Source organism: Roseicella aerolata (genome assembly GCF_020523605.1).
Taxonomy (GTDB): domain Bacteria; phylum Pseudomonadota; class Alphaproteobacteria; order Acetobacterales; family Acetobacteraceae; genus Paracraurococcus; species Paracraurococcus aerolatus.
Genome location: NZ_JAJAQI010000013.1, coordinates 82,835 through 104,852, shown reverse-complemented (window position 1 = coordinate 104,852; position 22,018 = coordinate 82,835). Strand labels below are relative to the sequence as shown.

Here is a 22,018-nt window from a genome sequence, read left to right as displayed (position 1 = left end):
GACCGGGAGGCGGAGCGCCGGACCGCGATTCTGGGCAACATCTTTCAGCACACGCCGGCAAGGGCGAGGACTGCCGTGAAGGACGGCGCCCGGGCCTGAACGCGATCCTGTCGGGGTACCTGCGGGCAGCCCTGGAGCAGATGGGCGGGACCTTGGCGGCTCACCCTGCGCGCCAGGCCGGTGGACGGACTACTCGACAAGACCCGGCCCTTGGTCGCCCCTTCGCGGACGGGCCCGGGCCTGGAGCCGAGGCGGCGCAAGCCATCGCCAAGCCGCGCCTCCGGCTCCTGCAGTTCATCAGGCACCCGCCTACGGGCTTCGGCTGCGTCCTGGGTAGGGAGGCTGAGGATCAACTCCCGCCTGCCGATCTCAGGGCGGCGCGGCGCCGGGACAGCCTTGCGGAGACGGGATGCACGCCGGTCCTGGGATGCGGCGCCTGACGTGTCACAGAAGGGCCGCTTGCAGCAGCTTCTTGTATGGCTGGAAGCCTGCCAGACACTTTGATGGGCTCGGATGGTGCTGCCAGAGAGGATTGAACTCTCGACCTCTCCCTTACCAAGGGAGTGCTCTACCACTGAGCTACGGCAGCTTGCCGGTCCGGAAGCCCGGGCTCTCTAACGGCTCGTCCCCGATCGCGCAACCCCTTCGCGTCATCCTCGTCGAAGGCGCCGGCGCCGCCATTCGGGCAACCCAGCGGTAAGAATTCTCCTGGCATCCTCGCGCCTCAGGGGCGGCAGGACGCTGCCCGCGGATGAGGAGCCAACACGGCCCATGTCCAGGCCCGATTGCGCCCGGCATCACCCCCGATCAGCCTGCCCGCATCTCACGCACGGCGGTGGTGAGGCGGGAGATGCAGGTCAGCCGCCCATCGCCCCGGCGAATCTCGATCTGCCAGACCTGCACGGTGCGGCCGATCTGCAACGGCCGGCACAGCGCCTCCACCGTGTCCCCCTTCTGCACCGGCGCCAGGTGGTTCGCATTCACCTCGAGTCCCACCACCATCCAGCCCTCATCCAGCGCCAGCGTCCCACAGACGGAACCGATGGTCTCCGCCAGCACTACGCTCGCCCCGCCGTGCAGGATGCCGAAGGGCTGGATATGGCGCTCATCCACCGGCATCGTGGCACGGGCGTAATCCTCGCCCAGCTCGACCAGCCGGATGCCGAGCAAGCCGGGCAGGGTCGCCGCGTGGCGCTCGCCGAAACTCTCCGCCGGCATCGCCCGCTTCCAGATGCCCATGGCCCCGCCCCCTCTCCCGCTTCGCGGCGAGCAGGATGGCGGCCTGTGCCTCCCTGTCAAACCGGACCAGACATCGGCCGAATCCATCAACTCCCAGTTGACAGTTTTATTACTTTATCGTAAGAAGAGTCGTGAGCAGCCCTACAGAATCCCATGGACCGGTCGCCCGCGGCCAGGCCCGCGACTTCTTCCGGCGCTCTGACGCAACCCTGCCGGCCGGCGCAGCTTTCGGGGGCCCTGTGCACATCGTCCTGGATGTCTCGCGTCTGCTGTCCTGCGTGCACCGCAAATCCCCCACCGGCATCGATCGTGTCGAAATGGCCTATGCCCGACGCTGGCTGTCCGGGCCGGAACAGGACGTCACCTTCACCGCGCAGAGCCTCTGGGGCTGGTTCGCCGCCCTGCCGCGGGACCGTGTGGCCGCGCTGCTCGACGCGCTAGAGGAGGTATGGGAACACGGCGCCCCGCCCGGCCGCGGCCTGCGCCGCGCGCAGCGCATCGCGCTCGGCCTGCAGGCCGGGCTCGCCCGGGGCGGCGGCCGGGCGAGCCTGCAGCGCCGCCTGCGCAGCGTGCGCAACCCGGTCTTCCTGCTGGTCTCGCACCGCTCGCTCGACCGCCAGGGGCCGATCGGAGAACTCCGACGCGCCGGCGCGCGCTTCGTGCCGCTGATCCATGACCTGATCCCCTTGACCCATCCGGAGTACACCCGCCCCCGGCAAGCCGCGCGCCACGCCGCCCGCATCGCCAACACCGCGGCCCTCGCGGACGGCGTCATCGTGAACTCGGCGGCGACCGAGGCCGCGCTGCGCGCCCATCTCGCGCCGCATGGCCGCCCCGCCCCGCCCATCGCCATCGCCCCGCTCGGCATCCGGCCCCTGCGCCGCCCCGCCGCCCTGCTGCCGACCGAGCCCTATTTCCTCTGCCTCGGCACGGTGGAGCCGCGGAAGAACCATCAGCTCCTACTGCATCTCTGGCGCGACCTGGCGATGGAGGGGCGCACCAGCCCGAGGCTCCTGCTCTGCGGCCGCCGCGGCTGGGAGAATGGCAGCGTGCTGAGCCTGCTGGACCGGTGCGAGGCGCTGCGCGGCCTGGTGCAGGAGATCGGCACGCCGCCCGACAGCCAGGTGACCGAATTGCTCGCCGGCGCCCGCGCCCTGCTCTTCCCGAGCTTCACCGAAGGCTACGGCCTGCCGCTGGCCGAGGCGCTGGCGCTCGGCGTGCCCGCCATCTGCAGCGACCTGCCGGCGCTGCGCGAGGTCGGCGGGAATGTCCCCGACTATCTCGATCCGCTGGACGGACTCGGCTGGCGCCGCGCCATCCTCGACTATGCCGGGCCCGACAGCGCGGCGCGCGCCGCCCAGCTCGCCCGGCTGCGGCACTGGCACGCCCCGGACTGGGAGGCGCATTTCGCCGAAGTGGATGCCCTGCTCGCCGAGGTGACCGGCAAGCCGGTGCGCGAGCCCCGCCCGGCCCTCGCCCCCATCGCGACACGCCATAGCCAGCCGGCGCCGGTGGGCGCCATGCCGGCATGAGCCGCCACGGACAGCGCCCGCCGCAGCGGCGGGCAGCGCAGGCCATCGCCATCGTCGGGGCGGCCTGCCGCCTGCCGGGGGCGCCGGACCTTGCCGCCTGGTGGCGGCTGCTGGCGGAAGGCCGCGATGCCGTCGGCACCCTGCCGGCCGACCGGTTCGAGCAGCGCCTCTTCGCCCATCCGCGGCGCGGCGAGCCCGGCAAGTCCTACACCTTCGCCGCCGGCACGCTCGGCGACGTGGCCGGCTTCGACCCGGGTGCCTTCGGCATCTCCCCGCGCGAGGCGGCGGAGATGGACCCGCAGCAGCGCCTGCTGCTGGAAGTCGCCGCCGAGGCGCTGGAGGATGCCGGCCTGCCGCCGGGCGCCCTCGCCGGCACGGAGACGGGCGTCTTCATCGGCGGCTCGCTGACCGATTACGGCGACCTGCGGCAGCCCGACCCCGCCTCGGGCGACCGCTACCTCATGACCGGCAGCGCGCTGTCGATCCTGGCCAACCGCATCGGCCATGTCTTCGACCTGCGCGGCCCGGCGCAGACCATCGACACCGCCTGCTCCTCCTCGCTCGTCGCCCTGCACTGGGCCTGCGAGGCGCTGCGCGCCGGCCGCATCCCGGCCGCCCTGGTGGGCGGGGTGAACCTGCTGCTCGCGCCCTATCCCTTCCTCGGCTTCGCCAAGGCCGGGATGCTCTCCCCCACCGGCCGCTGCCATGCCTTCGACGCGCGGGCGGATGGCTATGTGCGGGCGGAAGGCGCCGGCCTGGTGCTGCTGAAGCCGCTGGCCGATGCGCTGGCGGCGGGCGATGCCATCCGCGGCGTCATCCTCGGCAGCGGCGTGAATGCCGCCGGCCGCACCATGGGCATCTCCCTCCCCAGCCAGGCAGCGCAGCAGGCGCTGCTGGAGCAGGTGCTGGCCGATTCCGGCGTCGCGCCGGAGCGCCTCGGCTATTTCGAGGCGCATGGGACGGGCACCGCCGCCGGCGATCCGATCGAGGCCGCGGCGATCGGCGCGGCGATCGGCCGCCGCCGGGCCGGCCGGCCGCTGCCGATCGGCTCGGCCAAGACAAATATCGGCCATACCGAGCCGGCCTCGGGCATGGTCGGGCTGCTCAAGGGCCTGCTGATGCTGGAGGAGGGGAAGATTCCCCCCTCCCTGCATTTCGAGACGCCGAACCCGAACATCGATTTCGCCGGCCTCGGCCTTTGCGTGCCGACAAGGCTGGAGCCGCTACCCGGCCGCCGCCGTGCCGTCATCGGGGTGAACAGCTTCGGCTTCGGCGGGACCAACGCAACCGTGCTGCTCGGCGCCGCGCCCGCGCCGAAGCCGCAGGCCGAGCCGGCGGGCGCGCGGCTGCCGCCCCTGCTGCTCTCGGCCCGCAGCGCCGCCGGCCTGAAGGCGCTGGCCGCCACCTGGCGGGACCGGCTGGCCACGACGCCCGCCCCGGCGCTGCCTGCCCTGCTGCGCGGCGCCGCCCGCCATCGCGGCCCCTGGGCGCAGCGCCTCGCCCTGCGCGGCGACGATCCGGCCGCCCTCGCCGAGGGCCTCGCGGCCTGGGAGGCGGGCAAGGCCGGCGCCGCGGCGCAGGGTGCCGCCGCGCCGGGCCAGGGCATCGCCTTCATCTTCAGCGGCAATGGCGCGCCCTTCGCCGGCATGGCGCAGGCGCAGCTCGCCGCCAGTCCGGATTTCGCCGCGGGCGTCGCGGCGGCCGATGCGGCGCTTGCCCCCCTGCTCGGCTGGTCCGTCACGGATCGGCTCGCCGCCGGCGTGACGGCCGCGGATCTCGCGGCCAGCGAGGTCGCCCAGCCGCTGCTCTTCGCCGTGCAGCACGGCATCGTTGCGGCGCTCGCGGCGCAGGGCATCCGCCCCGCCCTCTGCCTCGGCCATTCGGTCGGCGAGGTCGCGGCCGCCGCCGCCGCGGGGATGCTGGAGCTGTCGGAGGCCGCCCGCCTCGTCGCCACGCGCAGCCGCCACCAGGCCCGGACGCGCGGCCAGGGCCGCATGGCCGCCCTCGGCGCCTCGGCGGAGGCGGCGCTGCCGGTGCTGGACTCCCTCGGCACCCTGGACGGGCGCGGCATCGAGATCGCCGCCATCAACGCGCCGGAGAGCCTGACCGTCGCCGGCCCGGCGCCCCTGCTGGCGCGGCTGGAGGCGGCGGCGGCGGAGCGGCGCTGGAGCTTCCTCGCCCTCGATCTCGACTATGCCTTCCACAGCACCGCCATGGACGGGCTGCGGGAAGGGCTGCTGGCCGACCTGGCCGGCCTCCGGGCGCAGCCGCCGCAGCGGCCACTGATCTCGACCGTGACCGGCGCGTCGCTCGACCCGGCCGCCTGCGGGCCGGAGCATTGGTGGCGCAACCTGCGGGCGCCGGTGCAATTCCTGGCAGCCATGCGGGAGGCGGCCGGGCGCAGCCCCTGCCTCTTCCTGGAGATCGGGCCCAACCCGGTGCTGCAGGGCTATCTGCGGGACTCCCTGCGCGCCGCGGGCGCCGAGGCGGCGATCCTGCCCAGCCTCTCCCGCCGCGACCCCGCGGCCGACCCCTTCCCGGCGATTGCCGACCGCGCCTGGGCGGCTGGCGCCGACCCGCGCCAGGGCCCCGCCTTCGCCGGCCCCGCCACGCGTCGCGGCCTGCCGCACACCCCCTTCGAGCGCCAGCGCGTCTGGTTCGGCACCACGGTGGAGGCGGTGGAGGCCGTCGCGCCGCCGGCGGAGCACCCGCTGCTCGGTTTCCGCCGCGGCGCGGAAGCCAGGCACTGGAGCCGGCATATCGACACCGCGCTGGAGCCCTGGCTGGCCGACCACCGCCTGGCTGGGGAGCCGGTGCTGCCCGCCGCGGCGATGTGGGAGATGGCGCTGGCCGCCGGCCGCGCCCGCCATCCGGAGGCCGCGGCCATCGAGCTGCGCGAGGCGGCGATCCATGCCGCCCTGCCGCTGGAGGCCGGGCATGCCCGCGAGTTGCGCGCGACGCTCGACGAGGCCGGGCGATTCACCCTGGAATCCCGCCGCCGCCTGGCGCCGGAACCCTGGACCCTGCATCTGGAAGCGGCAGTGGCCGCCCTGCCCGCCCTGCCCGCCGCCGCCCCGCCGGCGCCGGCGCAGGGCATGCGGCTGGAGGGGGAGGCGATCCGCCGCCTCGCCGCCACCGCCGGGCTGCATTACGGCGCGGCCTTCGAATCCCTTGATCATGCGGTGATCGAGCCTGCCGCCGGCCGCGCCGCGGTCCGGCTGCGCCGGCCGGAGGCGGCGCCGGCGGATGACGGCTTCCTGCTGCACCCTGCCCGGCTGGACGGCGCGCTGCAGGGGCTGGTCGGGCTGCTGGCGGACGGCTCCACGGAAGCCGGCACCGGCATCGTTCCCGTCCGCGTCGCCCGCCTGGTCGTCCGCGCCGGCGCCGCGCCGGCCGGACAGGCCGAGATCGCGCTGGCCAGCCGCGGGGAGCGCAGCGCCGCCGCCGACCTGCTGCTGCGCGATGCCGCCGGCACCCCGGTGGCGGTGCTGGAAGGCTGCACCCTCCAGCGTATCCGCCTGCCCGGCCGCGCCGACCCGGCGGAGGCCGCCTTCCGGGTGGAGCTGCTGCCCGCCCCGCCCCTGCCCGGCCAGCCCGCCGGCGCGCGGCCGGCGCTCGGCCCCTGCCTTGCCACCGCGCAGCGCCAGGACGCCGCGCTCGAACTGGGCGAGGCCGCCATGCTGCTGGAGGGCTTCTGCGCCGCCGCGGCGCATGCCGCGCTCTCGGCCGCGCCGGCTGCGGGCCCGCAGGCCCATGCCCTGCTGGCGGCGCTGGCCGAAGGGGGCCTCGCCGTGCCCGGCCCGGCCGGGCTGCGCCCTGTCCCGGCGCCCGACCTGCCGCCGGCAGAGGGGATCTGGCGGCAGGTGCTGCTGGAGCAGCCGGTGCTGGCGCCCGACCTGGCCTGGGCGGCCCTGGCGGCCGAGCGGCTGCCGGCAGCGCTGGCCGACTGGCAGACCCCGGCCGAGCCCGCCCTCACCGAGGGCCCGCCCGCCAACAGCGCCGGCCAGGCGCGGCTCGGCGCGGTGCTGGCCGAGGCGGTGGCCGCCTTCGCCGCGGCCTGGCCGTCCGGCCTGCCGCTGCGGGTGCTGGAGGTCGGCGCCGGCCCCGGGCCGCTGACCGCGCGGCTCGCCGCGGCGCTCGCCGCCTCCGGCCGCGCGGTCCGCTTCATCGCCGCCGGCCTGCCGGGCCGTCCCGGCCCCGCGACGCCGCCCGCCATGCCGGGGCTGGACTATGCCGCCCTCCCCTGGGATCCGCTGGGCGCGGAGCCGCCACCGCTCGCCGCCGACCTCGTCATCGGTCTCGGTGCCGGGGCCCGGCTGCGGGCCGGTGCGCTGCTGCCGGAGGTGCTGCGCCAGGCCGCCGCGCCCGGTGCCGCCCTGCTGCTGGTGGAACCGCTTCCCAACCCGGTCTTCGATCTCTGCTGCGGCCAGGACCCGGCCTGGTGGTCGGGGCCCGGCGGCACCTCGCCGCTGCCGACCGCCGCGGGCTGGGAGGCATCGCTCGTCCAGGCCGGCTGGGGGGAGGCCGCGAGCACGCCGCTCTCCGGCGCACCCTGGCCGGCGTTGCTGCTCGCCGCCCGGGCGCCGGACGGCGCGGCGGTGCTGGCCGCGCCCAAGCTGCGGCGCATCGCCCTCTTCGCCGATGCGGCCATGGGCTGGCTGCGTGGCCCGCTGGCCGCGCTGCTGCAGGCGCGCGGCGCGACGGTCGCGGCGCATGACCTGGCGGAGGCCGCCCGGACCCCGCCCGCCGCCCTGCAGGGCAGCCTCGTGGTGGCGCTGGCCGGCGGCGGGGACGCGCTCGCCGCGAGCCTCGCCGCGCTCGGCCGGCTGGCCGCGGCCGCGGAGGGCGCGGCGCAGGGCTTCCGCCTGGTCACGGCCGGCGGCCAGCAGCCGGAGGCGGGCACGCATGACCCGGCCGCCGCCGCCTGCTTCGCCCTCGGCCGCGTGCTGGCGAACGAGCATCCAGGGCTGAAGCCGCGCCGGATCGACCTCGACCCCGGCCTGACGCCGGAGGTGGCGGCGCGCCGGCTGGCGGGCGAGCTGCTGGCCGAGGGCGATGCCGAGGCCGAGGTGACGCTGACCCGCGCGGCGCGGCTGGTGCCGCGCCTGCGTCCCGGCCTGCCGCCTGCCCCGCCGCCCGCCGGGCCGGCGGCGCTGCGCATCGGTCAGCCCGGCCAGCTCGGCACGCTGGCTTGGGCGCCGCTCGACCTGCCCCCGCCCGGCCCGGGCGAGGTGGCGATCCGGATCGAGGCGGCGGGCGTGAATTTCCGCGACCTGATGTGGGCGCAGGGCCTGCTGCCAGAGGAGGCGCTGCTGCCCGGCTTCGCCGGCCCCGGCCTCGGCATGGAATGCGCGGGCGTGGTGGAGGCGGCCGGTGCGGGCGTGCCCTTCGCCCCGGGCGAGCGCGTCTTCGGCGTCGCCCCGCGGGCGCTCGCCACCCATGCGGTGACGCGGGCGGAAGCGCTGGCGGCGCTACCCGATGGCATCGACCCGGCCGCCGCCGCGACCGTGCCGGTCGCCTTCCTCACGGCGGTGCATGCGCTGGAGGAGCTGGCGCGGATCGAGCCGGGCGAGCGCGTGCTGGTGCATGGCGGCGCCGGCGCGGTCGGCCTCGCCGCGCTGCAGGTGGCGCTGGCTGCCGGGGCGCGCGTCGCGGCGACCGCGGGCAGCCCGGCGAAGCGGGCCTTCCTGCGCGCCGCCGGCGCCGAGCTGGTGCTGGACAGCCGCGATGCCGGCTTCGCCGACGCGCTGCGGGCGGCGTGGGGCGGGCGGGGCGCAGACGAAGGCTGCGTGGATGTCGTGCTGAACTCGCTGGCCGGCGAGGCGATGGAGCGCTCCATAGCGCTGCTGCGCCCCTTCGGCCGCTTCCTCGAGCTCGGCAAGCGCGATTTCGCCGAGAACCGCCGCGTCGCGCTGCGGCCGATGCGGCGCAACGTCACCTGGTTCGCAGTGGATGTGGACGAGCTGCCGCGCGCCCGGCCGCAGGTCGCGGCACGGCTGCTGCGCTCGATCGCCGACCGGCTGCGGGACGGCACCTTCCGCCCGCTGCCCGCCACCGAATACGCCGCGACGGAGGTCGAGACCGCCTTCCGGACCCTGCAGGCGAGCGGCCATATCGGCAAGCTGGTGGTGCGCCCGCCGGCCGCCGCGGCCCTGCCCCGCCGGGCGCCCGCCCTGCAGCAGGCGGCGCGCGGCACGGTGCTGGTGGTCGGCGGCACCCAGGGCTTCGGCCTGGCCACGGCGCGCTGGCTGGCGGCACAGGGGGTGCGGCACCTCGCCCTGCTCTCCCGCCGCGGGGCGGAGACGCCGGGGGCGGAGACCGCCATCCGCGACCTGGCGGCGCTTGGCGCCAAGGCCAACCTCATCGCCTGCGACGCGACGGATGCGGCTGCGCTCGACCGGGCGCTGCGGGGCATCCGCGCCACCCTGCCGCCGATCCGCGGCGTGGTGCATGCCGCCGCCGTCATGGCGGATGGCGCGGCCGCGGCGATGGAGGCCGGGCGGGCGGCGCGCGTGCTGGCCGCCAAGCTGGCGGTGGCGGAGAGCCTCGATGCGCTGACCGCCGGGGATCCGCTCGCGCTGTTCCTGATGTTCGGCTCGGCGACGGTCGCGGTCGGCAATCCCGGCCAGGGCGCCTATGTCGCGGCCAATGCGGCGCTGGAGGCGCTGGCGCGCCGCCGCCGCGCCGCCGGCAGGCCCGCGAGCGTGATCGCCTGGGGCCCGATCGCCGATGCCGGCATCCTGGCCGCGGAGGCCGGCACGGCGGAGATCCTGCGCCGCCGTCTGGGCGCCACCGCCCTGCCGGCGGAGGAGGCGCTGGCTGCCCTGCCCGCGCTGCTGGCGGCCGGGCCCGCGGTGCTCGGCCATGCGCGCCTGGCCTGGGGCGAGGCGCGGGCGGCGCTCGCGGTGCTGGAGGAGCCCTGCTTCGAGGCGGTGCGCAGCGCCGCGGCACCGGCGGGCGATGCCGGTGACCTGCGCGCCCGGTTGCGCGCCGCACCGGAGGCGGAGGCGCTCGCCCTGCTGCGGGAGGCGCTTGCCAGCGAGCTTGGCCGCATCCTGCGGCTGCCACCGGCGGCGGTGGCGGCGGAGGCGCCGCTCGGCAGCCTCGGCCTCGACAGCCTGGGCGGGATGGAGCTGCGCCTCGCGCTGGAGCAGCGGCTGGGCATGCCGGTGCCGCTCTCGGCGGTGACGGACACGCTGACGGTGGACAGCCTGGCGCGTCGCCTGGCGGAGGCGCTGCGCGATGCCCCCGCGCCGGAGGAGGTGGCGGCCGAGCTGCTGCTCGCGGCGCATGAGCCTGCCCTGGCCGCCGGACCATCGGTGAAGGCGGCATGACGGCGGAGCGCGCCGGATCCGCCGGAGCCATGCGGCGCGGGCCCTGCCGCGGAAAGCCCCGGATGGGGTTGGCGGCGCGCGGCCGGGCGGTCCACGCCGCCTGCGGCGGACCCGTGGCGCGGATCCCGCTGCCCCGGCCTCCCCGGCCCGGCCGCCGGGGGATGACCGCGGGCTGGCGGCCATGGGGTCTGCCGGCTGGCCCGCGGCCCTGCCATGGCCGTTGCGGGCCCGGGCAAGGGCTTGCCGGCGGCCGGCCCGGCCGGCAGAGGCTCGCCGCGCCATGACCCAGTCCTTCGGCCTTTCCGCCACGGCCCGCACCGCCTTGCTGCAGCGCCTGTCCCGCCGCGGCGGGAAGGAGGACGAGGCGGCCCCCGCCGAGAGCCCGGGCCGGGACCTCTCCACGCTCCCCGGCCTGCGCGACATCGAGATGGTGCGGGAGGCGGGCGCGGCGCTCGGGCTGGAGAACCCGTATTTCCGGCCGCATGAGGGCGTCGCGGGCGCCCGCACCGTGATCGGCGGGCGGGACTTCCTGAACTACGCCTCCTACAACTATCTCGGCCTGAACGGCGATCCGCGCATCGCCGCGGCGGCCAAGGCGGCGATCGACCGGCATGGCGTCTCCGCCTCCGCCTCCCGCCTCGCCTCCGGCGAGCGGCCGGTGCATGGCGCGCTGGAAGCGGCGCTGGCGGCGAATTATGCGGCGGAAGCCTGCCTTACCTTCGTCAGCGGCCATGCGACCAACGTGACCGTCATCGGCCAGCTGATGGGCGCGCGCGACCTGATCCTGCACGACCAGCTCATCCACAACTCGGCGGCGGAAGGCGCACGGCTTTCGGGCGCGCGGCGCGTCGCCTTCCCGCACAATGACTGGCGGGCCGCGGAACGCGAGCTGGCGGCGCATCGCCGGCGGCACGGCCGCGCGCTGCTGGTGCTGGAAGGGCATTACAGCATGGATGGCGACGTGCCCGACCTCCCGCGCTTCGCCGCCCTGGCGCGCGAGCATGATGCGCTGCTGATGGTCGATGAGGCGCATGCGCTCGGCGTGCTTGGCGCGACGGGCCGGGGCAGCTTCGAGCAATGCGGGATCGCGCCCGATGCGGTCGATATCTGGATGGGTACGCTGTCCAAGACGCTCTCGGCCTGCGGCGGCTATATCGCCGGAAGACAGCCGTTGATCGACCTGCTGCGGCATGCGGCGCCGGGCTTCGTCTATTCGGTCGGGCTCGCCCCGCCGCTCGCCGCCGCCGCGCTGGCCTCGCTGCAGGCGATGCAGGCGGAGCCCTGGCGCGTGGCGAAGCTGCAGGCGAACGCGGCCCTGTTCCTGCGGCTGGCGCGGGAGGCGGGATTCGACACGGGCAGTTCGGCCGGCCTCGGCATCGTGCCGGTCATCCTGGGCAGTTCGGTCGCCGCGGCGCGGATGGCGGCGGCGCTGTTCGAGGCAGGGGTGAACGTCCAGCCCATCCTCTTCCCCGTAGTGCCGGAGCGTTCGGCGCGGCTGCGCTTCTTCCTCTCGGCCGAGCATACGGAGGAGGAGATCGCCCGCACCGTTGCGGCCCTGGTCGCGGCGCGGGGCGGGGCGGCCGTGGCGCGCGTGGTGTAGCAGGCGCTTGCCCTCCGCCTGACCCGTGCGCATCGCCCTCTTCACGCTCGAGGCCGCGCCGAATGCCGAGGCGGTCGCGGCCTTCCTGCGGGACCATGCGGCGCAGGTGGTGCTGCTCGGCCGCTCCGACCCCTTCCGCCCCGGGGCCGGCGGCCCGCTGCGGCAGGGCTGGCGGCATCTCCGGCGCTCCGGCCCGCGCCTGCTGCCCTTTCTCTGGGCGAACTACGCCCTGCCCGGGCTGCGGCCGGGTCCCTCGCGCCTGGAGAGCCTCGCCGCCGCGCGGGGCATCCCGCTGCACCGGGTGCGGGACGTGAACGGGACGGAGACCGTGGCGGCGCTGCGGGCGGCGCGGCCGGACCTGATCCTCTCCTTCCATTTCGACCAGATCTTCTCGGCCGGGACGCTCGCGCTGGCGCCGCTCGGCGGGATCAACCTGCATCCTTCCCTGCTGCCGCTGCATCGCGGCCCGGTGCCGACCCTCTGGGCACTGGCCGAGGCGACGCCCCGATTCGGCGTCACCGTGCACCGCCTGGTGCCGCGTATCGATGCCGGCGGGATCCTGGCCCAGCGGGAGGTCCCGCTGCCCCCCGGCGTGACGGCCAGCGCCGCGGCACGGGCGCTGCACCTAGCGGGCGTGCCGCTGCTGGCGGAGGTGCTGGCGGCCCTCGCGGCCGGCACGGCCGAGGAGCGGCCGGTGGCGCCGCTGCCCTACTGCCCCTTCCCGCCGCCCGCCCTGCTGCGCGGCTTGGCCGCCCGCGGCAGGCGGCTGGTGGATGGCGCGGACCTGCGCGCCGCCTGGCACGGAGCGGATCGCGGACGGGCGTGAACGCCAAGGAGCCTGACTCCGCTCGAAAAACAAAGAACGACAGCGGATGGACGTGAGCCGGGGCGCCGGGGCCGACAGGCCGCCGCAGCCCCACTCATGATTCTGCGGAGGCAAGGGCAACATGGCCGTGCTGCCCGCGGCGGGCCGGGCGGCGGCACCGCGGCCACGGCTTGACCCGCGCCGCCCCGGCCGGCAATCAACCTTTCCGACAAACGCGCCGGAACATACGCCCCGCATGCCGTCCCCACCGCCGCGTTGCTTCCTGTTCCTGCAAGGCCCGATCGGCCCCTTCTTCGCCGAGATGGCGGCAGGGCTGCGCGCGCTCGGCCACCAGACGCGCCGGATCAATCTCAGCCTCGGCGACCGGCTGTTCTGGGACGGCAGCGATGCCACGGATTTTCGCGGCCGCGCCATGGACTGGCCGGGCTTCATCGCGGCCTATCTGGAGCGGGAGCAGGTCACCGACCTCGTCCTGCTCGGCGAGCAGCGGCCCTACCACCTCGTCGCCATCGCCGAGGCCCGGGCGCGCGGCATCGCGGTGACGGTGACGGATTACGGCTATCTCCGCCCCGACTGGATCGTGCTGGAGCGCGACGCGATGGGCGCGGGCAGCCGCTTCCCGCGCGACCCGGCGGCGATCCTGACCCTGGCCGAGAATTGCCCGGCGATCGACCCCACGCCGCGCTACGCGGACGATTTCGCCCTGCAGGCGCGCTGGGACGTGACCGCCCATCTCGCTTCCCTGCTGCCCTGGCCCTTCCCGCATTACGAGAGCTACCTGCTGCACCATCCGGTGCCGGCCTATCTCGGCACCGGGCTGCGGCTGTGGCGGCGCCGGGCGGAGACGGCGAAGGCGGCGCGGTTGCTGGCCGAACTGGCGCCGCACGGGCCGCTCTGGCTCTTCGCCATGCAGATGGAGAACGACTACTCCATCCGCGCCTATTCCGACTTCGCGGACAATGATTCGGCGCTGCGGGCCGTGCTCGGCAGCTTCGCCCGCGGCGCGCCGGCGGACGGGCGGTTGCTGGTGAAGGTGCATCCGCTCGATCCCGGGCTGAAGCGCTGGGGATCGAGGCTGGCGCGGCTGGCGGCGGAAGCCGGGCTGGCGGGCCGGGTTCATCTGCTGGACGGCGCCCTGCCGGCCGAGCCGGCGATCCTCGCCTGCCGCGGCACCGTCACCATCAACAGCACCCTCGCGGTGCAGGCGATCGCGCTCGGCCGGCCGGTCATGGCGCTGGGGCGGGCGATCTACCAGGTGCCGGGCCTCACCTGGCTGGGGGAGCGCGATGCCTTCTGGCAGGCCGCGCCGCCGCCCGAGCCGCATCTCGCGGATGCCTTCCTCCGCGCCATCGCCGCCTGCCTGCATGTGCGCGGGCGGTTCTACGGCCGGCCCGGGCTGGATGTGGCGGTGGCCGGGGCGGTGCGGCGGCTGCATCTGGGCATGGTGAACCAGCCGCTGCCGGATGTAATTCTTTGAGCGAGACCCGAGCTGCCTGGATCGGCCGGGCGGCGGCGGCCGGCTTCGTGCCGCTCTGGAGCTCCGGCATCCTCGGCGGCGCCATGGCGATCCGGCACGGGCCGCCCTTCGCGGTGACGGGCCTGCGCTTCGCGCTGGCCGCCGCGGTGCTGGCGCTGCTGGCGCTGCTCTGGCGTGCCCCCTGGCCGCGCGGCGCGGCGCTGTTCCATGCGGTGGTGGTCGGGCTGCTGCTGCAGGGGGCGCATTACGCCGGGATCTATGCCGGCATCGCGCTCGGCATGCCGGTCGGCATCGCCGGGCTGGTGGTGGGGCTGATTCCGGTGGCGACCGCCCTCGGCGCCGCCCCGCTGCTGGGGGAGGCCTTCACCCGGCGCCGGCTGGCGGCGGCGGTGCTCGGTCTCTGCGCGGTGCTGCTGGTGGTGGGGGAGAAGCTCTCGGGCGGCACCGGCGGGACGATGGTGATGCTGCTGGCGGCCATCGCGCTGGCCGGCGGCGCCGGCGCGGCGCTGTGGCAGAAGCGCTTCGGCGGCGGTGGCCAGGGGCTGGGCGCGGCTGCGGTGCAGCTCGCGGCCGGCACGGCGGTGATGGCCGCCTGCTGGCTGGCGCTGGAGGCCGGCGGGCCGGGTGCGATCGACTGGAGCGCGGCATTCCTCGCGCCCTTCCTCTGGACCGTGCTGGCGAATTCGGTGGGCGCGACGCTGCTGCTGCTCTGGTTGCTGGGGCGCGGCGCGGCGGGACAGGTGACGGGGCTGTTCTTCCTGGTCCCGCCCGTCACCGCGCTCGGCGCCGCTTGGCTGCTGGGGGAGGCGCCGACGCCCGGCCTCGCCGCGGCGGTCCTGCTCGGCGCCGCCGCGGTCTGGCTGCTGCAGGGGCCGGCAGCGCGCTGATGCCTGGCGCATGACATGCTGACGCATGGCCTGCCTCGAACGCCGGCGGCCCTCCGGGCCCTGGCTGCGCGGCACCCGCCGCGGGTCGGGACGCCATGAGCCAGGCATGACAGCCCGAACGGCCCTCCGCCCTACGCCACCTTCGCCGCCAGCAGCTCCTTCAGGTGCCGGTCGATCTGCGCGATCGCATTCGGGTCGGCCCCGAACAGCGCGAGATGGCCGTCGATGGTCTCGACCGGGCGGAATTCCGCATCCGGGATCAGCCGCCACTCCGCCTGGCAGTCGGCGGGCGGGAAGAACATGTCCGAGCTCATCGGCATGACGAAGGTCTTCGCCCTGATCCGCCCGAGCGCCGCGCGCAGGTCCCCGCCCGTCATGCGGCTGACATCGCCGCGCTGCCATTTCCAGGCCATGCAGAGCAGGTTGTTGGGATCCATGGTGCTGAAATAGGCGAACATGAAGTTCACGATGAAGTCGTCGAGCGAGGAGAAGCCGAGCGTCCGGTAGCGCTTCGCCTGGAAGAACTCCGTGCTCCAGCCCATCACCGCCCACATCTTCGCATGGCGCAGCAGGCCCTCCCGCACATCCTCGGGCGAGCGGTAGAAGCCCCTGGCGAAGCCGGGGTCGGAGGTGATGGCCTCGCACAGCGTCTCGGTGAAGAGGAAGTCGTGCTCGGTATTGCGCGCCGTGCCGGCGATGGGCGCGGCGCGCTGCACCATCTCCGGGTAGCGCACCGCCCATTCATAGGTCTGCTGCGCGCCCATGGAGCCGCCGACCACCAGCGCCAGCCTCTCCAGCCCCAGCACCTGCGTGACCAGGCGGTGCTGTGCGCGCACGTCGTCGCCGATGCGCACGCGCGGGAAATGCCCCGCCCCGGCCGGCGCCGGCGTGTTGTGCGGGGAGGAGGAGAGACCGTTGCCGATCTGGTTGACGACGATGATGCAATACTTCTCCGGGTCCAGCGCGCGGCCGGGCCCGATGAAGACCTGCTCCAGGATCTTGTTGGTCCCGGAATACCAGGTCGGCACCAGGATGGCGTTGTCCTTCGCGGCGTTCAGCCGGCCATGCGTGGCGACGGCCAGATTGCAGCCGCGGATCGTGCCGCCTTCCTCGAGTTCCAGATTGCCGATGTCGTGCAACTCGAAGGGGCCGTGCACCGCCTGCGAGTAGTAGGCGTTCTCCATGACCGTCCCCTCCCCTCAGGCCAGCGCGAAGCCTTCATAGCCCCTGGCCGCGATCTCCTCGCAGCGCTTGCGGTAGCCGCCGAGGCCGGCGGGATCGAGATAGGGCAGGAAGGTGCGCGGCTTGCCCGGGATGTTCGCGCCCATGTACCAGGAGTTGGCGGTGGGGAAGAGCGTGCCGCTGATCACCTCGTTCACGTGCCGGCCCCAGGCCTCCTGCGCCTCCGACTCCGCCTCGATCCGCCTGCGTCCCTCCTTCCGCATCGCCTCGATGCAGTCGGTGACCCACTCCACATGCTGCTCGATCGCCGCCGGCATGTTGGTCAGCACGGAGGGGCTCTGCGGCCCGGTGATGGTGAAGAGGTTGGGGAAGCCCGCGACGGCGATGCCGAGATAGGTGTGCGGCCCGTCCTGCCACGCTTCCTCCAGCTTCCGGCCGCCGCGGCCGCGCAGGTTCAGCGCCTTCAGCGGGCCGGTCATGGCATCGAAGCCGGTGGCGAAGACGATGATGTCCGCCTCGTACTCCTTGCCGCCGGCGCGGATGCCGCGCTCGGTGATCTCCTCGATCTCGCCATCGGTCTTCGCGTCGACCAGCAGCACGTTGTCCTTGTTGAAGGTCTCGTAGTAGTTGGTGTCCAGCGGCTGGCGCTTGGTGCCGTAGTAGTGGCTCTTCGGGATCAGCCGCTCCGCCACCTCCGGGTCCTTCACCGTGCGGCGGATGCGCCGCCGCAGATAGTCGGCGCAGATCTCGTTCGCCTCGGGGTTCGAGAGCATGTCCTGGAAATTGCCGATCCAGAAGGCGAAGCCGCCCTTGTCCCACATCGCGTCGAAGATGCGCTCCCGCTCCTCCGGCGTGACGTCGAAGACCGATTTCGGGATCGGGTAGTGTTCCTGCCCGAAGGGGGATTCCCGGATGCGGCGGACGATGTCGTCATACTCCGCCTTGCGGGCCGCCACGACCTCCGGGTCCACCTTGCCGTTGCGCGCGGGCACGCAGTAATTGGCGGTGCGCTGGAAGACGGTGAGCTGCTTGGCCTGCTGCGCGATGACGGGGATAGCCTGCACCGCGGTCGCGCCGGTGCCGACCACCGCCACGCGCTTGCCGGTGAAGTCCACGCCGCCCTTGGGGAAGGCGCTGGTGTGGTACCAGCGGCCCTGGAAGCGATCCAGCCCCTTCACCTGCGGGATGTTGCGGTGGGAGAGCGTGCCGACGGCGGTGATCAGGAAGCGCGCCGTCACCGTCTCATCCTGGTTGGTGTGGATGGTCCAGAGGTCGTTCGCCTCGTCGAATTCGGCGCCCGTCACGCGCGTGTTGAAGCGCATGTCGCGCTTCAGGTCGTGCCGCTTCGCCACATGCTCCAGGTAGCGCAGGATCTCCGGCTGCTCGGGGTAGCGCTCGGACCACTCCCAGTCCTGCAGCAACTGCCTGTCCCAGGTGAAGCAGTAGATGTAGCTGTCGGAATCGCAGCGCGCGCCGGGATAGCGGTTCCAGTACCAGGTGCCGCCCACCGTCTCGCCGGCCTCATAGACCCGGACCTTCAGGCCCAGCCGGTCGCGCAGGGATTTCAGGGCGTGCATGCCGGAGAATCCGGCGCCGATGACGACAGCGTCGAAGTCAGGCCTGGCCTGGGCCATGCGATGTCCTCCCTTGCTGCCTGCTTGTCGTGCCGCAGGCGATGCAGGGACTGTCGGGCAATCGCCGCTGCGGATTCAAGCACCGCATGCGTCAGGCAGTCAGGATGCGCGCCCTGGTCGCGCTTCCCTTCTCCACATCGCCCCGAAGCTGTGTCGCCTCAGTCCTCGGGCGGCCGGCGCCGCCGTGGCGGCATGGCATCCGCCGCCGCCTGGTCGTAGCCGCGGCGCCGGCTGAACAGCATCAGCGCGATCAGCCCACCCGCCAGCAGCAGGCTGAAGAAGGCGCCCAGCAGCATCGCCACCACGCCATGGGCGCCGATCCCGACATCGCCCGCCGCGCTCCAGCCGGACCATGCGGCGTAGAGCGCAAGCCCGAGCGCGAGCAGCAGCAGCGCGAAGCCAAGCAGGCGGGGCATCAGCTACAGCATTGCCAGCGAGCGCTTGCGCTTCGGCGGCGGGAAGGCGGCGTCCAGCTCCGCCTCGTCCTCCGCGGTCAGCCGGAGGTCGCGCGCCGCGGCGTTCTGCCGCACATGCGCGGGGTCCGCGGCTTTCGGGATGCTGATCACGCCGGGGCCGCGCAGCGTCCAGGCCAGCGCCGCCTGGGCCGGCGTCACGCCATGCCGGGCCGCGACCCGCTTCAGCGCGGCATCCCGCAGCAGCGTGCCCCCCTGTCCCACCGGCGAATAGGCCATCACCGGCATGCCGCGCTGCCGGCAGAAGGGCAGCAGGTCGAATTCGATTCCCCGCGCCTCCAGGTTGTAGAGCACTTGGTCGGTGGCGCAGTCCGACAGCGCGGGGCCCAGCTCCTCCAGGTCATCGACATCGAGGTTGGAGACGCCCCAGCGCCGGATCTTCCCGGCCTCGCGCGCCCGCTCCATGGCTTCGACCGTGTCGGCCAGCGGGATGGAGCCGCGCCAGTGCAACAGGTAGAGATCGAGCGTTTCGACCCGCAGCCGCTTCAGGCTACGGGCGAGCGCCTGCTCCAGCTTCTTCCCGCCGGCATTGTGCGGATAGACCTTGGAGACGAGGAAGACCTCATCGCGCCGGCCGGCGATGGCATCCGCCACCACCTCCTCGGCGCCGCCCTCGGCATACATCTCCGCCGTGTCGATCAGCACCATGCCGAGATCGAGCCCGAGCCGCAGCGCCGCTGCCTCCCGCGCCCGGTCGGAGCCCCGCTCCCCCATATGCCAGGTGCCCTGGCCGAGCGCCGGGACCTCCGTGCCATCCGGCAACCGCACAACCGTCATTCCGCGCTCTCCGCTTCCCCCGGTATCATCGGGGCCATGATCCGCGCCGCAACCCTGCTCCTCGCCCTCGCCGCCCCTTTCGCCGCGCTCGCCCAGACGCCGGTGGAGATCGGCTCCTGGCGCCTGTCCTGCCGGCAGGACCCGATGACCGACCGCGCCGCCTGCGTGCTGCGCCACAGGGACTGGGTCGAAAAGCCAACCGGCGCGACGCCCGGCCTGGCGCTGGAGGTCATCGACCGGCGCGGCCGGCTGGTTCCCGCGGTCACGGCGCGGGAGCTGACGATCGAGGGCGCCTCCCGCGGGCTGCTTGCCCTGACCGGCACGGCGCAGCTCCGCTTCCCGCCCAACAAGCTGTTCGAGATGCCCTGCGCGTTGGAGGGCCGCAGCGTGGTCTGCGCCCCGCGGCCCGAGGATGCGGCGCGGGCCGAGCAGGAGCTGCTGGCGGCCGACCGGGCGCTGGTCCGGATCGTCGGCGGCACCGGCCAGGCCAGCACGGCGGAGCCGACCGAGCTGCGCCTCGCCGGCACGAAGGACGCGCTCGCCCGCTTCGCGCGGGAGGCGCCGCCGGAGCCGGGGCGCGAGCCGGAGGGCTTCGATGGGCGGGAAATGCTGCAGCGGCTGTTCCGGTTCTTCGGGACGAATTGAGGGCCGCAGGCCAGCGGCCCCCTCGATGGAGCCCTGGAGTGGATCGGGGCGCCGGATGCCGCCACCCGGCGCCCCTGCGGGTCAGGCGGTCAGAACTTCACCCGGTCGCCGCCCTTCAGGGCCAGCATCTCGCGTGCCTCGGCGGGGGTTGCGATCTCCAGGCTCAACTCCTCCAGGATCCGGCGGATCTTCGCCACCTGCTCGGCATTGCTCTTCGCCGGCTGACCCTTGCCGATCCAGAGGCTGTCCTCCAGCCCCACGCGCACATTGCCGCCCAGCATGCCCGCCATGGTGGTGAAGGGCATCTGGTTGCGCCCCGCCGCCAGCACGGACCAGACATAGTCCTTGCCGAAGAGCCGGTCGGCCGTCTCCTTCATGAACATCAGGTTGCGCGGCTCGGCGCCGATGCCGCCCAGGATGCCGAAGATGGTCTGGGTGAAGAGCGGCGGCTCGACGATCTTGCGGTCGAGCATATGGGCGAGGTTGTAGAGGTGGCCGACATCGTAGCACTCGAACTCGAAGCGGGTGCCGTGGCCCTTGCCCAGCCGCTCCACCACCTGCTCGATATCCTGGAAGGTGTTGCGGAAGATGTAGTTGGTGGTGTTCTCGAGATAGGGCTTCTCCCACTCGTACTTCCACTTCTTCACCCGCGCGGCGCTCGGCGCGATGTTGAAGTTCATCGAGCCCATGTTGAGCGAGCACATCTCCGGGCTCGCCTGCAGCGGCGCCGCGAGCCGCTCATCCAGCGACATGCCGAGGCCGCCGCCGGTGGTGATGTTGATCACCGCATCGGTGGACTGCTTGATCACCGGCAGGAACTGCATGAACACCGCAGGGTCGGGCGTCGGGCGGCCGTCATTCGGGTCGCGGGCATGCAGGTGCAGGATGGCGGCGCCGGCCTCGGCGGCGGCGATGGACTGCTCGGCGATCTCCTGCGGCGTGATGGGCAGGTGGTCGGACATGCTCGGGGTATGGATCGCCCCCGTCACCGCACAGCTGATGATGACCTTGGCCATGGCGCGTCTTCCTCCGGTTCGGATGGCGCCATTCTCCCCGGGATGGGGCGCGGCGTGAAGCCGGGGCCTTTGCCTTCCGCTGGGGTCGGCGCCGCCCCCGTCACGGTCAGCCGCGCCCCGGCGGCCTCCAGCCGGGGCTATCGCTGGTCAGTGCCGCATGTCGCGGCTCGGCCCGCCCGGCACAGGCTGGTCCGGGCGGGTGCCGGGCGTCTCCTGCGCATGCGCCATGGACTGGCCGCCGGTGCCGGTCTGCGCGTCCCCCATGCCGGCGCGCCCCTCCCCGGCCGGCGACTCCGCGGCCCCGCCCTGCCAGGCCCTGCGGGCCTGCTCGGCGGGCATGGTCAGGCGAACCGTATTGCCGTCCACCTTCGCGATCATGTCCTGCGGCAGCCAGTGATGCTGCCCGCCCGCGCCGGGATCGTTGCGGCGCAGCTTGATGCGGTTGTGCTCCACATGGTCGACGCTGCCGAGGGGCTGGCCGTCCGCGCCGACCACCTCCATCCCGTGGCGGATATTGCTCAGATCCATGGTCTTGCCTCCCCGTCCGCCGCTTCAACGAATGGGCGCTGCGACAGATGCGCCCCTTTCCGGACGCGGCATGGCAGGCGAGGATCGGCCGGATGGACCTCCTCCCCGGACTGCCGCAGGGCGCGGCGCTGGCCTGGCTGCTCGGCGGCGCGCTGGCGGGGGGACTCGCGCGCGGCTTCTCCGGCTTCGGCGCGGCGCTGATCTTCGTCCCCCTCGCCGCCGTCGCGATCGGGCCGCAGCGGGCGGCGCCGCTGATGCTGGCCCTGGAGGTGGTGGCGATCGCGGCGCTGACGCCGGGCGCCTGGAAGCTGGCCGACCGGCGGGAGGTGGGATGGCTGGCGGCCGGTGCCGCGCTGGGCACGCCGCTCGGCGCGCTGGTGCTGGCGCTGGCCGATCCGCTGGCGCTGCGCTGGGGGGTGGCACTGCTGATCCTGGGGCTGCTCGGCCTGCTGGCCTCGGGCTGGCGGTTCCGCGGGGCGCCCTCGCGGCCGGTGACGCTGGGGGTGGGGGTCGCGGGCGGCGTGCTGGGCGGCGTCGCCATGGTCAGCGGGCCGCCGGTGATGGCCTATCTGCTGGGACGCGAGGGCGCGGCGCGGCAGTTGCGGGCGAATTTCGGCCTCTATCTGGCGGCGGGGGCGGTCTTCGCCGGCATCGCCTATGCCGTGGCGGGGCTGCTGGACGGCGCGCTGCTCGGGCCCTTCCTGGTGGCGGCGCCGGCCTATGGCCTCGGCATCTGGGGCGGGGCGCGGATGTTCGGGCTGGCGACCGAGCGGGCCTTCCGCCTGGCCTGCTACGGCATGATCGCGCTGGCCGCGCTGCTCGGCCTGCCTGTCTGGGACGGCGTGCTGCGATAGGATCGCGCGACCGG

At 74.3% G+C, this 22,018-nt stretch carries 15 protein-coding genes and 1 tRNA gene; 8 read left to right on the top strand and 8 right to left on the bottom strand.

Annotated features, from left to right (window positions below; genetic code table 11):
- Nucleotides 1-514: 514 nt before the first annotated feature.
- Nucleotides 515-589 (bottom strand) — tRNA-Thr (locus LHA35_RS10700).
- A 218-nt stretch (nucleotides 590-807) separates the two neighbouring features.
- Nucleotides 808-1,239: a hotdog fold thioesterase gene (locus LHA35_RS10695; protein WP_226608123.1), complete on the bottom strand. Its 432-nt coding sequence runs from the start codon at nucleotides 1,237-1,239 to the stop codon at nucleotides 808-810.
- A gap of 239 nt (nucleotides 1,240-1,478) precedes the next feature.
- Between LHA35_RS10695 and LHA35_RS10690 the strand changes: the two genes are divergently transcribed.
- The 6 genes from LHA35_RS10690 to LHA35_RS10665 all read left to right on the top strand — a co-directional run bounded on the left by LHA35_RS10690 (nucleotide 1,479) and on the right by LHA35_RS10665 (nucleotide 14,895).
- The gene (locus tag LHA35_RS10690; protein WP_226608122.1) at nucleotides 1,479-2,771 is read left to right on the top strand and encodes a glycosyltransferase family 4 protein; all 1,293 of its coding nucleotides are present in this window, start codon (nucleotides 1,479-1,481) and stop codon (nucleotides 2,769-2,771) included.
- Nucleotides 2,768-10,105, top strand: a complete 7,338-nt coding sequence (locus LHA35_RS10685) for a type I polyketide synthase (RefSeq protein ID WP_264185469.1) — start codon at nucleotides 2,768-2,770, stop codon at nucleotides 10,103-10,105. The genes LHA35_RS10690 and LHA35_RS10685 overlap by 4 nt, the downstream gene beginning before the upstream one ends.
- A 280-nt stretch (nucleotides 10,106-10,385) precedes the next feature.
- Entirely contained in the window at nucleotides 10,386-11,705 is a 1,320-nt protein-coding gene (locus tag LHA35_RS10680; protein ID WP_226608120.1) for an aminotransferase class I/II-fold pyridoxal phosphate-dependent enzyme, read from the top strand.
- Nucleotides 11,706-11,730: 25 nt separating this feature from the next.
- On the top strand, nucleotides 11,731-12,531 hold the full coding sequence (locus LHA35_RS10675; protein WP_226608117.1) for a formyltransferase family protein: 801 nt from the start codon (nucleotides 11,731-11,733) through the stop codon (nucleotides 12,529-12,531).
- 235 nt (nucleotides 12,532-12,766) lie between these two features.
- On the top strand, nucleotides 12,767-14,008 hold the full coding sequence (locus LHA35_RS10670; RefSeq protein WP_226608115.1) for a capsule biosynthesis protein: 1,242 nt from the start codon (nucleotides 12,767-12,769) through the stop codon (nucleotides 14,006-14,008).
- Nucleotides 14,005-14,895, top strand: a complete 891-nt coding sequence (locus tag LHA35_RS10665) for a DMT family transporter (RefSeq protein ID WP_226608113.1) — start codon at nucleotides 14,005-14,007, stop codon at nucleotides 14,893-14,895. The genes LHA35_RS10670 and LHA35_RS10665 overlap by 4 nt, the downstream gene beginning before the upstream one ends.
- Nucleotides 14,896-15,026: 131 nt before the next feature.
- On the opposite strand, the gene LHA35_RS10660 is transcribed toward LHA35_RS10665, so the two are convergent.
- The 4 genes from LHA35_RS10660 to LHA35_RS10645 all read right to left on the bottom strand — a co-directional run bounded on the left by LHA35_RS10660 (nucleotide 15,027) and on the right by LHA35_RS10645 (nucleotide 18,961).
- Complete coding sequence (locus LHA35_RS10660) at nucleotides 15,027-16,079, bottom strand: alpha/beta fold hydrolase (protein ID WP_226608110.1); 1,053 nt, start codon at nucleotides 16,077-16,079, stop codon at nucleotides 15,027-15,029.
- Between the two features lie 15 nt (nucleotides 16,080-16,094).
- Nucleotides 16,095-17,711: a flavin-containing monooxygenase gene (locus LHA35_RS10655; RefSeq protein WP_226608109.1), complete on the bottom strand. Its 1,617-nt coding sequence runs from the start codon at nucleotides 17,709-17,711 to the stop codon at nucleotides 16,095-16,097.
- 158 nt (nucleotides 17,712-17,869) lie between these two features.
- The gene (locus LHA35_RS10650; RefSeq protein WP_226608107.1) at nucleotides 17,870-18,127 is read right to left on the bottom strand and encodes a hypothetical protein; all 258 of its coding nucleotides are present in this window, start codon (nucleotides 18,125-18,127) and stop codon (nucleotides 17,870-17,872) included.
- A 3-nt stretch (nucleotides 18,128-18,130) separates the two neighbouring features.
- A complete protein-coding gene (locus LHA35_RS10645) occupies nucleotides 18,131-18,961 on the bottom strand; it encodes an aldo/keto reductase (RefSeq protein ID WP_226608106.1) in 831 nt (276 codons plus the stop codon).
- Between the two features lie 36 nt (nucleotides 18,962-18,997).
- Between LHA35_RS10645 and LHA35_RS10640 the strand changes: the two genes are divergently transcribed.
- A complete protein-coding gene (locus LHA35_RS10640) occupies nucleotides 18,998-19,606 on the top strand; it encodes a hypothetical protein (protein WP_226608104.1) in 609 nt (202 codons plus the stop codon).
- Nucleotides 19,607-19,695: 89 nt separating this feature from the next.
- On the opposite strand, the gene LHA35_RS10635 is transcribed toward LHA35_RS10640, so the two are convergent.
- Entirely contained in the window at nucleotides 19,696-20,622 is a 927-nt protein-coding gene (locus LHA35_RS10635) for a BKACE family enzyme (RefSeq protein ID WP_226608103.1), read from the bottom strand.
- Nucleotides 20,623-20,769: 147 nt separating this feature from the next.
- Nucleotides 20,770-21,150: a DUF2171 domain-containing protein gene (locus LHA35_RS10630; protein ID WP_226608101.1), complete on the bottom strand. Its 381-nt coding sequence runs from the start codon at nucleotides 21,148-21,150 to the stop codon at nucleotides 20,770-20,772.
- A 92-nt stretch (nucleotides 21,151-21,242) separates the two neighbouring features.
- On the opposite strand from LHA35_RS10630, the gene LHA35_RS10625 reads away from it, so the two are divergent.
- Nucleotides 21,243-22,004 (top strand): sulfite exporter TauE/SafE family protein, encoded by a 762-nt coding sequence (locus LHA35_RS10625; protein ID WP_226608100.1) that lies wholly within the window; start codon nucleotides 21,243-21,245, stop codon nucleotides 22,002-22,004.
- Nucleotides 22,005-22,018 lie beyond the last annotated feature (14 nt).

What these genes read in the sequence shown, in the direction of transcription:
- LHA35_RS10635 (WP_226608103.1), bottom strand. Translation starts at nt 20,622, where the DNA reads ATGGCCAAGGTCATCATCAGCTGTGCGGTGACGGGGGCGATCCATACC.
- LHA35_RS10695 (WP_226608123.1), bottom strand. Translation starts at nt 1,239, where the DNA reads ATGGGCATCTGGAAGCGGGCGATGCCGGCGGAGAGTTTCGGCGAGCGC.
- LHA35_RS10625 (WP_226608100.1), top strand. Translation starts at nt 21,243, where the DNA reads ATGGACCTCCTCCCCGGACTGCCGCAGGGCGCGGCGCTGGCCTGGCTG.
- LHA35_RS10660 (WP_226608110.1), bottom strand. Translation starts at nt 16,079, where the DNA reads ATGGAGAACGCCTACTACTCGCAGGCGGTGCACGGCCCCTTCGAGTTG.
- LHA35_RS10650 (WP_226608107.1), bottom strand. Translation starts at nt 18,127, where the DNA reads ATGCCCCGCCTGCTTGGCTTCGCGCTGCTGCTGCTCGCGCTCGGGCTT.
- LHA35_RS10640 (WP_226608104.1), top strand. Translation starts at nt 18,998, where the DNA reads ATGATCCGCGCCGCAACCCTGCTCCTCGCCCTCGCCGCCCCTTTCGCC.
- LHA35_RS10670 (WP_226608115.1), top strand. Translation starts at nt 12,767, where the DNA reads ATGCCGTCCCCACCGCCGCGTTGCTTCCTGTTCCTGCAAGGCCCGATC.
- LHA35_RS10655 (WP_226608109.1), bottom strand. Translation starts at nt 17,711, where the DNA reads ATGGCCCAGGCCAGGCCTGACTTCGACGCTGTCGTCATCGGCGCCGGA.
- LHA35_RS10630 (WP_226608101.1), bottom strand. Translation starts at nt 21,150, where the DNA reads ATGGATCTGAGCAATATCCGCCACGGGATGGAGGTGGTCGGCGCGGAC.
- LHA35_RS10685 (WP_264185469.1), top strand. Translation starts at nt 2,768, where the DNA reads ATGAGCCGCCACGGACAGCGCCCGCCGCAGCGGCGGGCAGCGCAGGCC.
- LHA35_RS10680 (WP_226608120.1), top strand. Translation starts at nt 10,386, where the DNA reads ATGACCCAGTCCTTCGGCCTTTCCGCCACGGCCCGCACCGCCTTGCTG.
- LHA35_RS10645 (WP_226608106.1), bottom strand. Translation starts at nt 18,961, where the DNA reads ATGACGGTTGTGCGGTTGCCGGATGGCACGGAGGTCCCGGCGCTCGGC.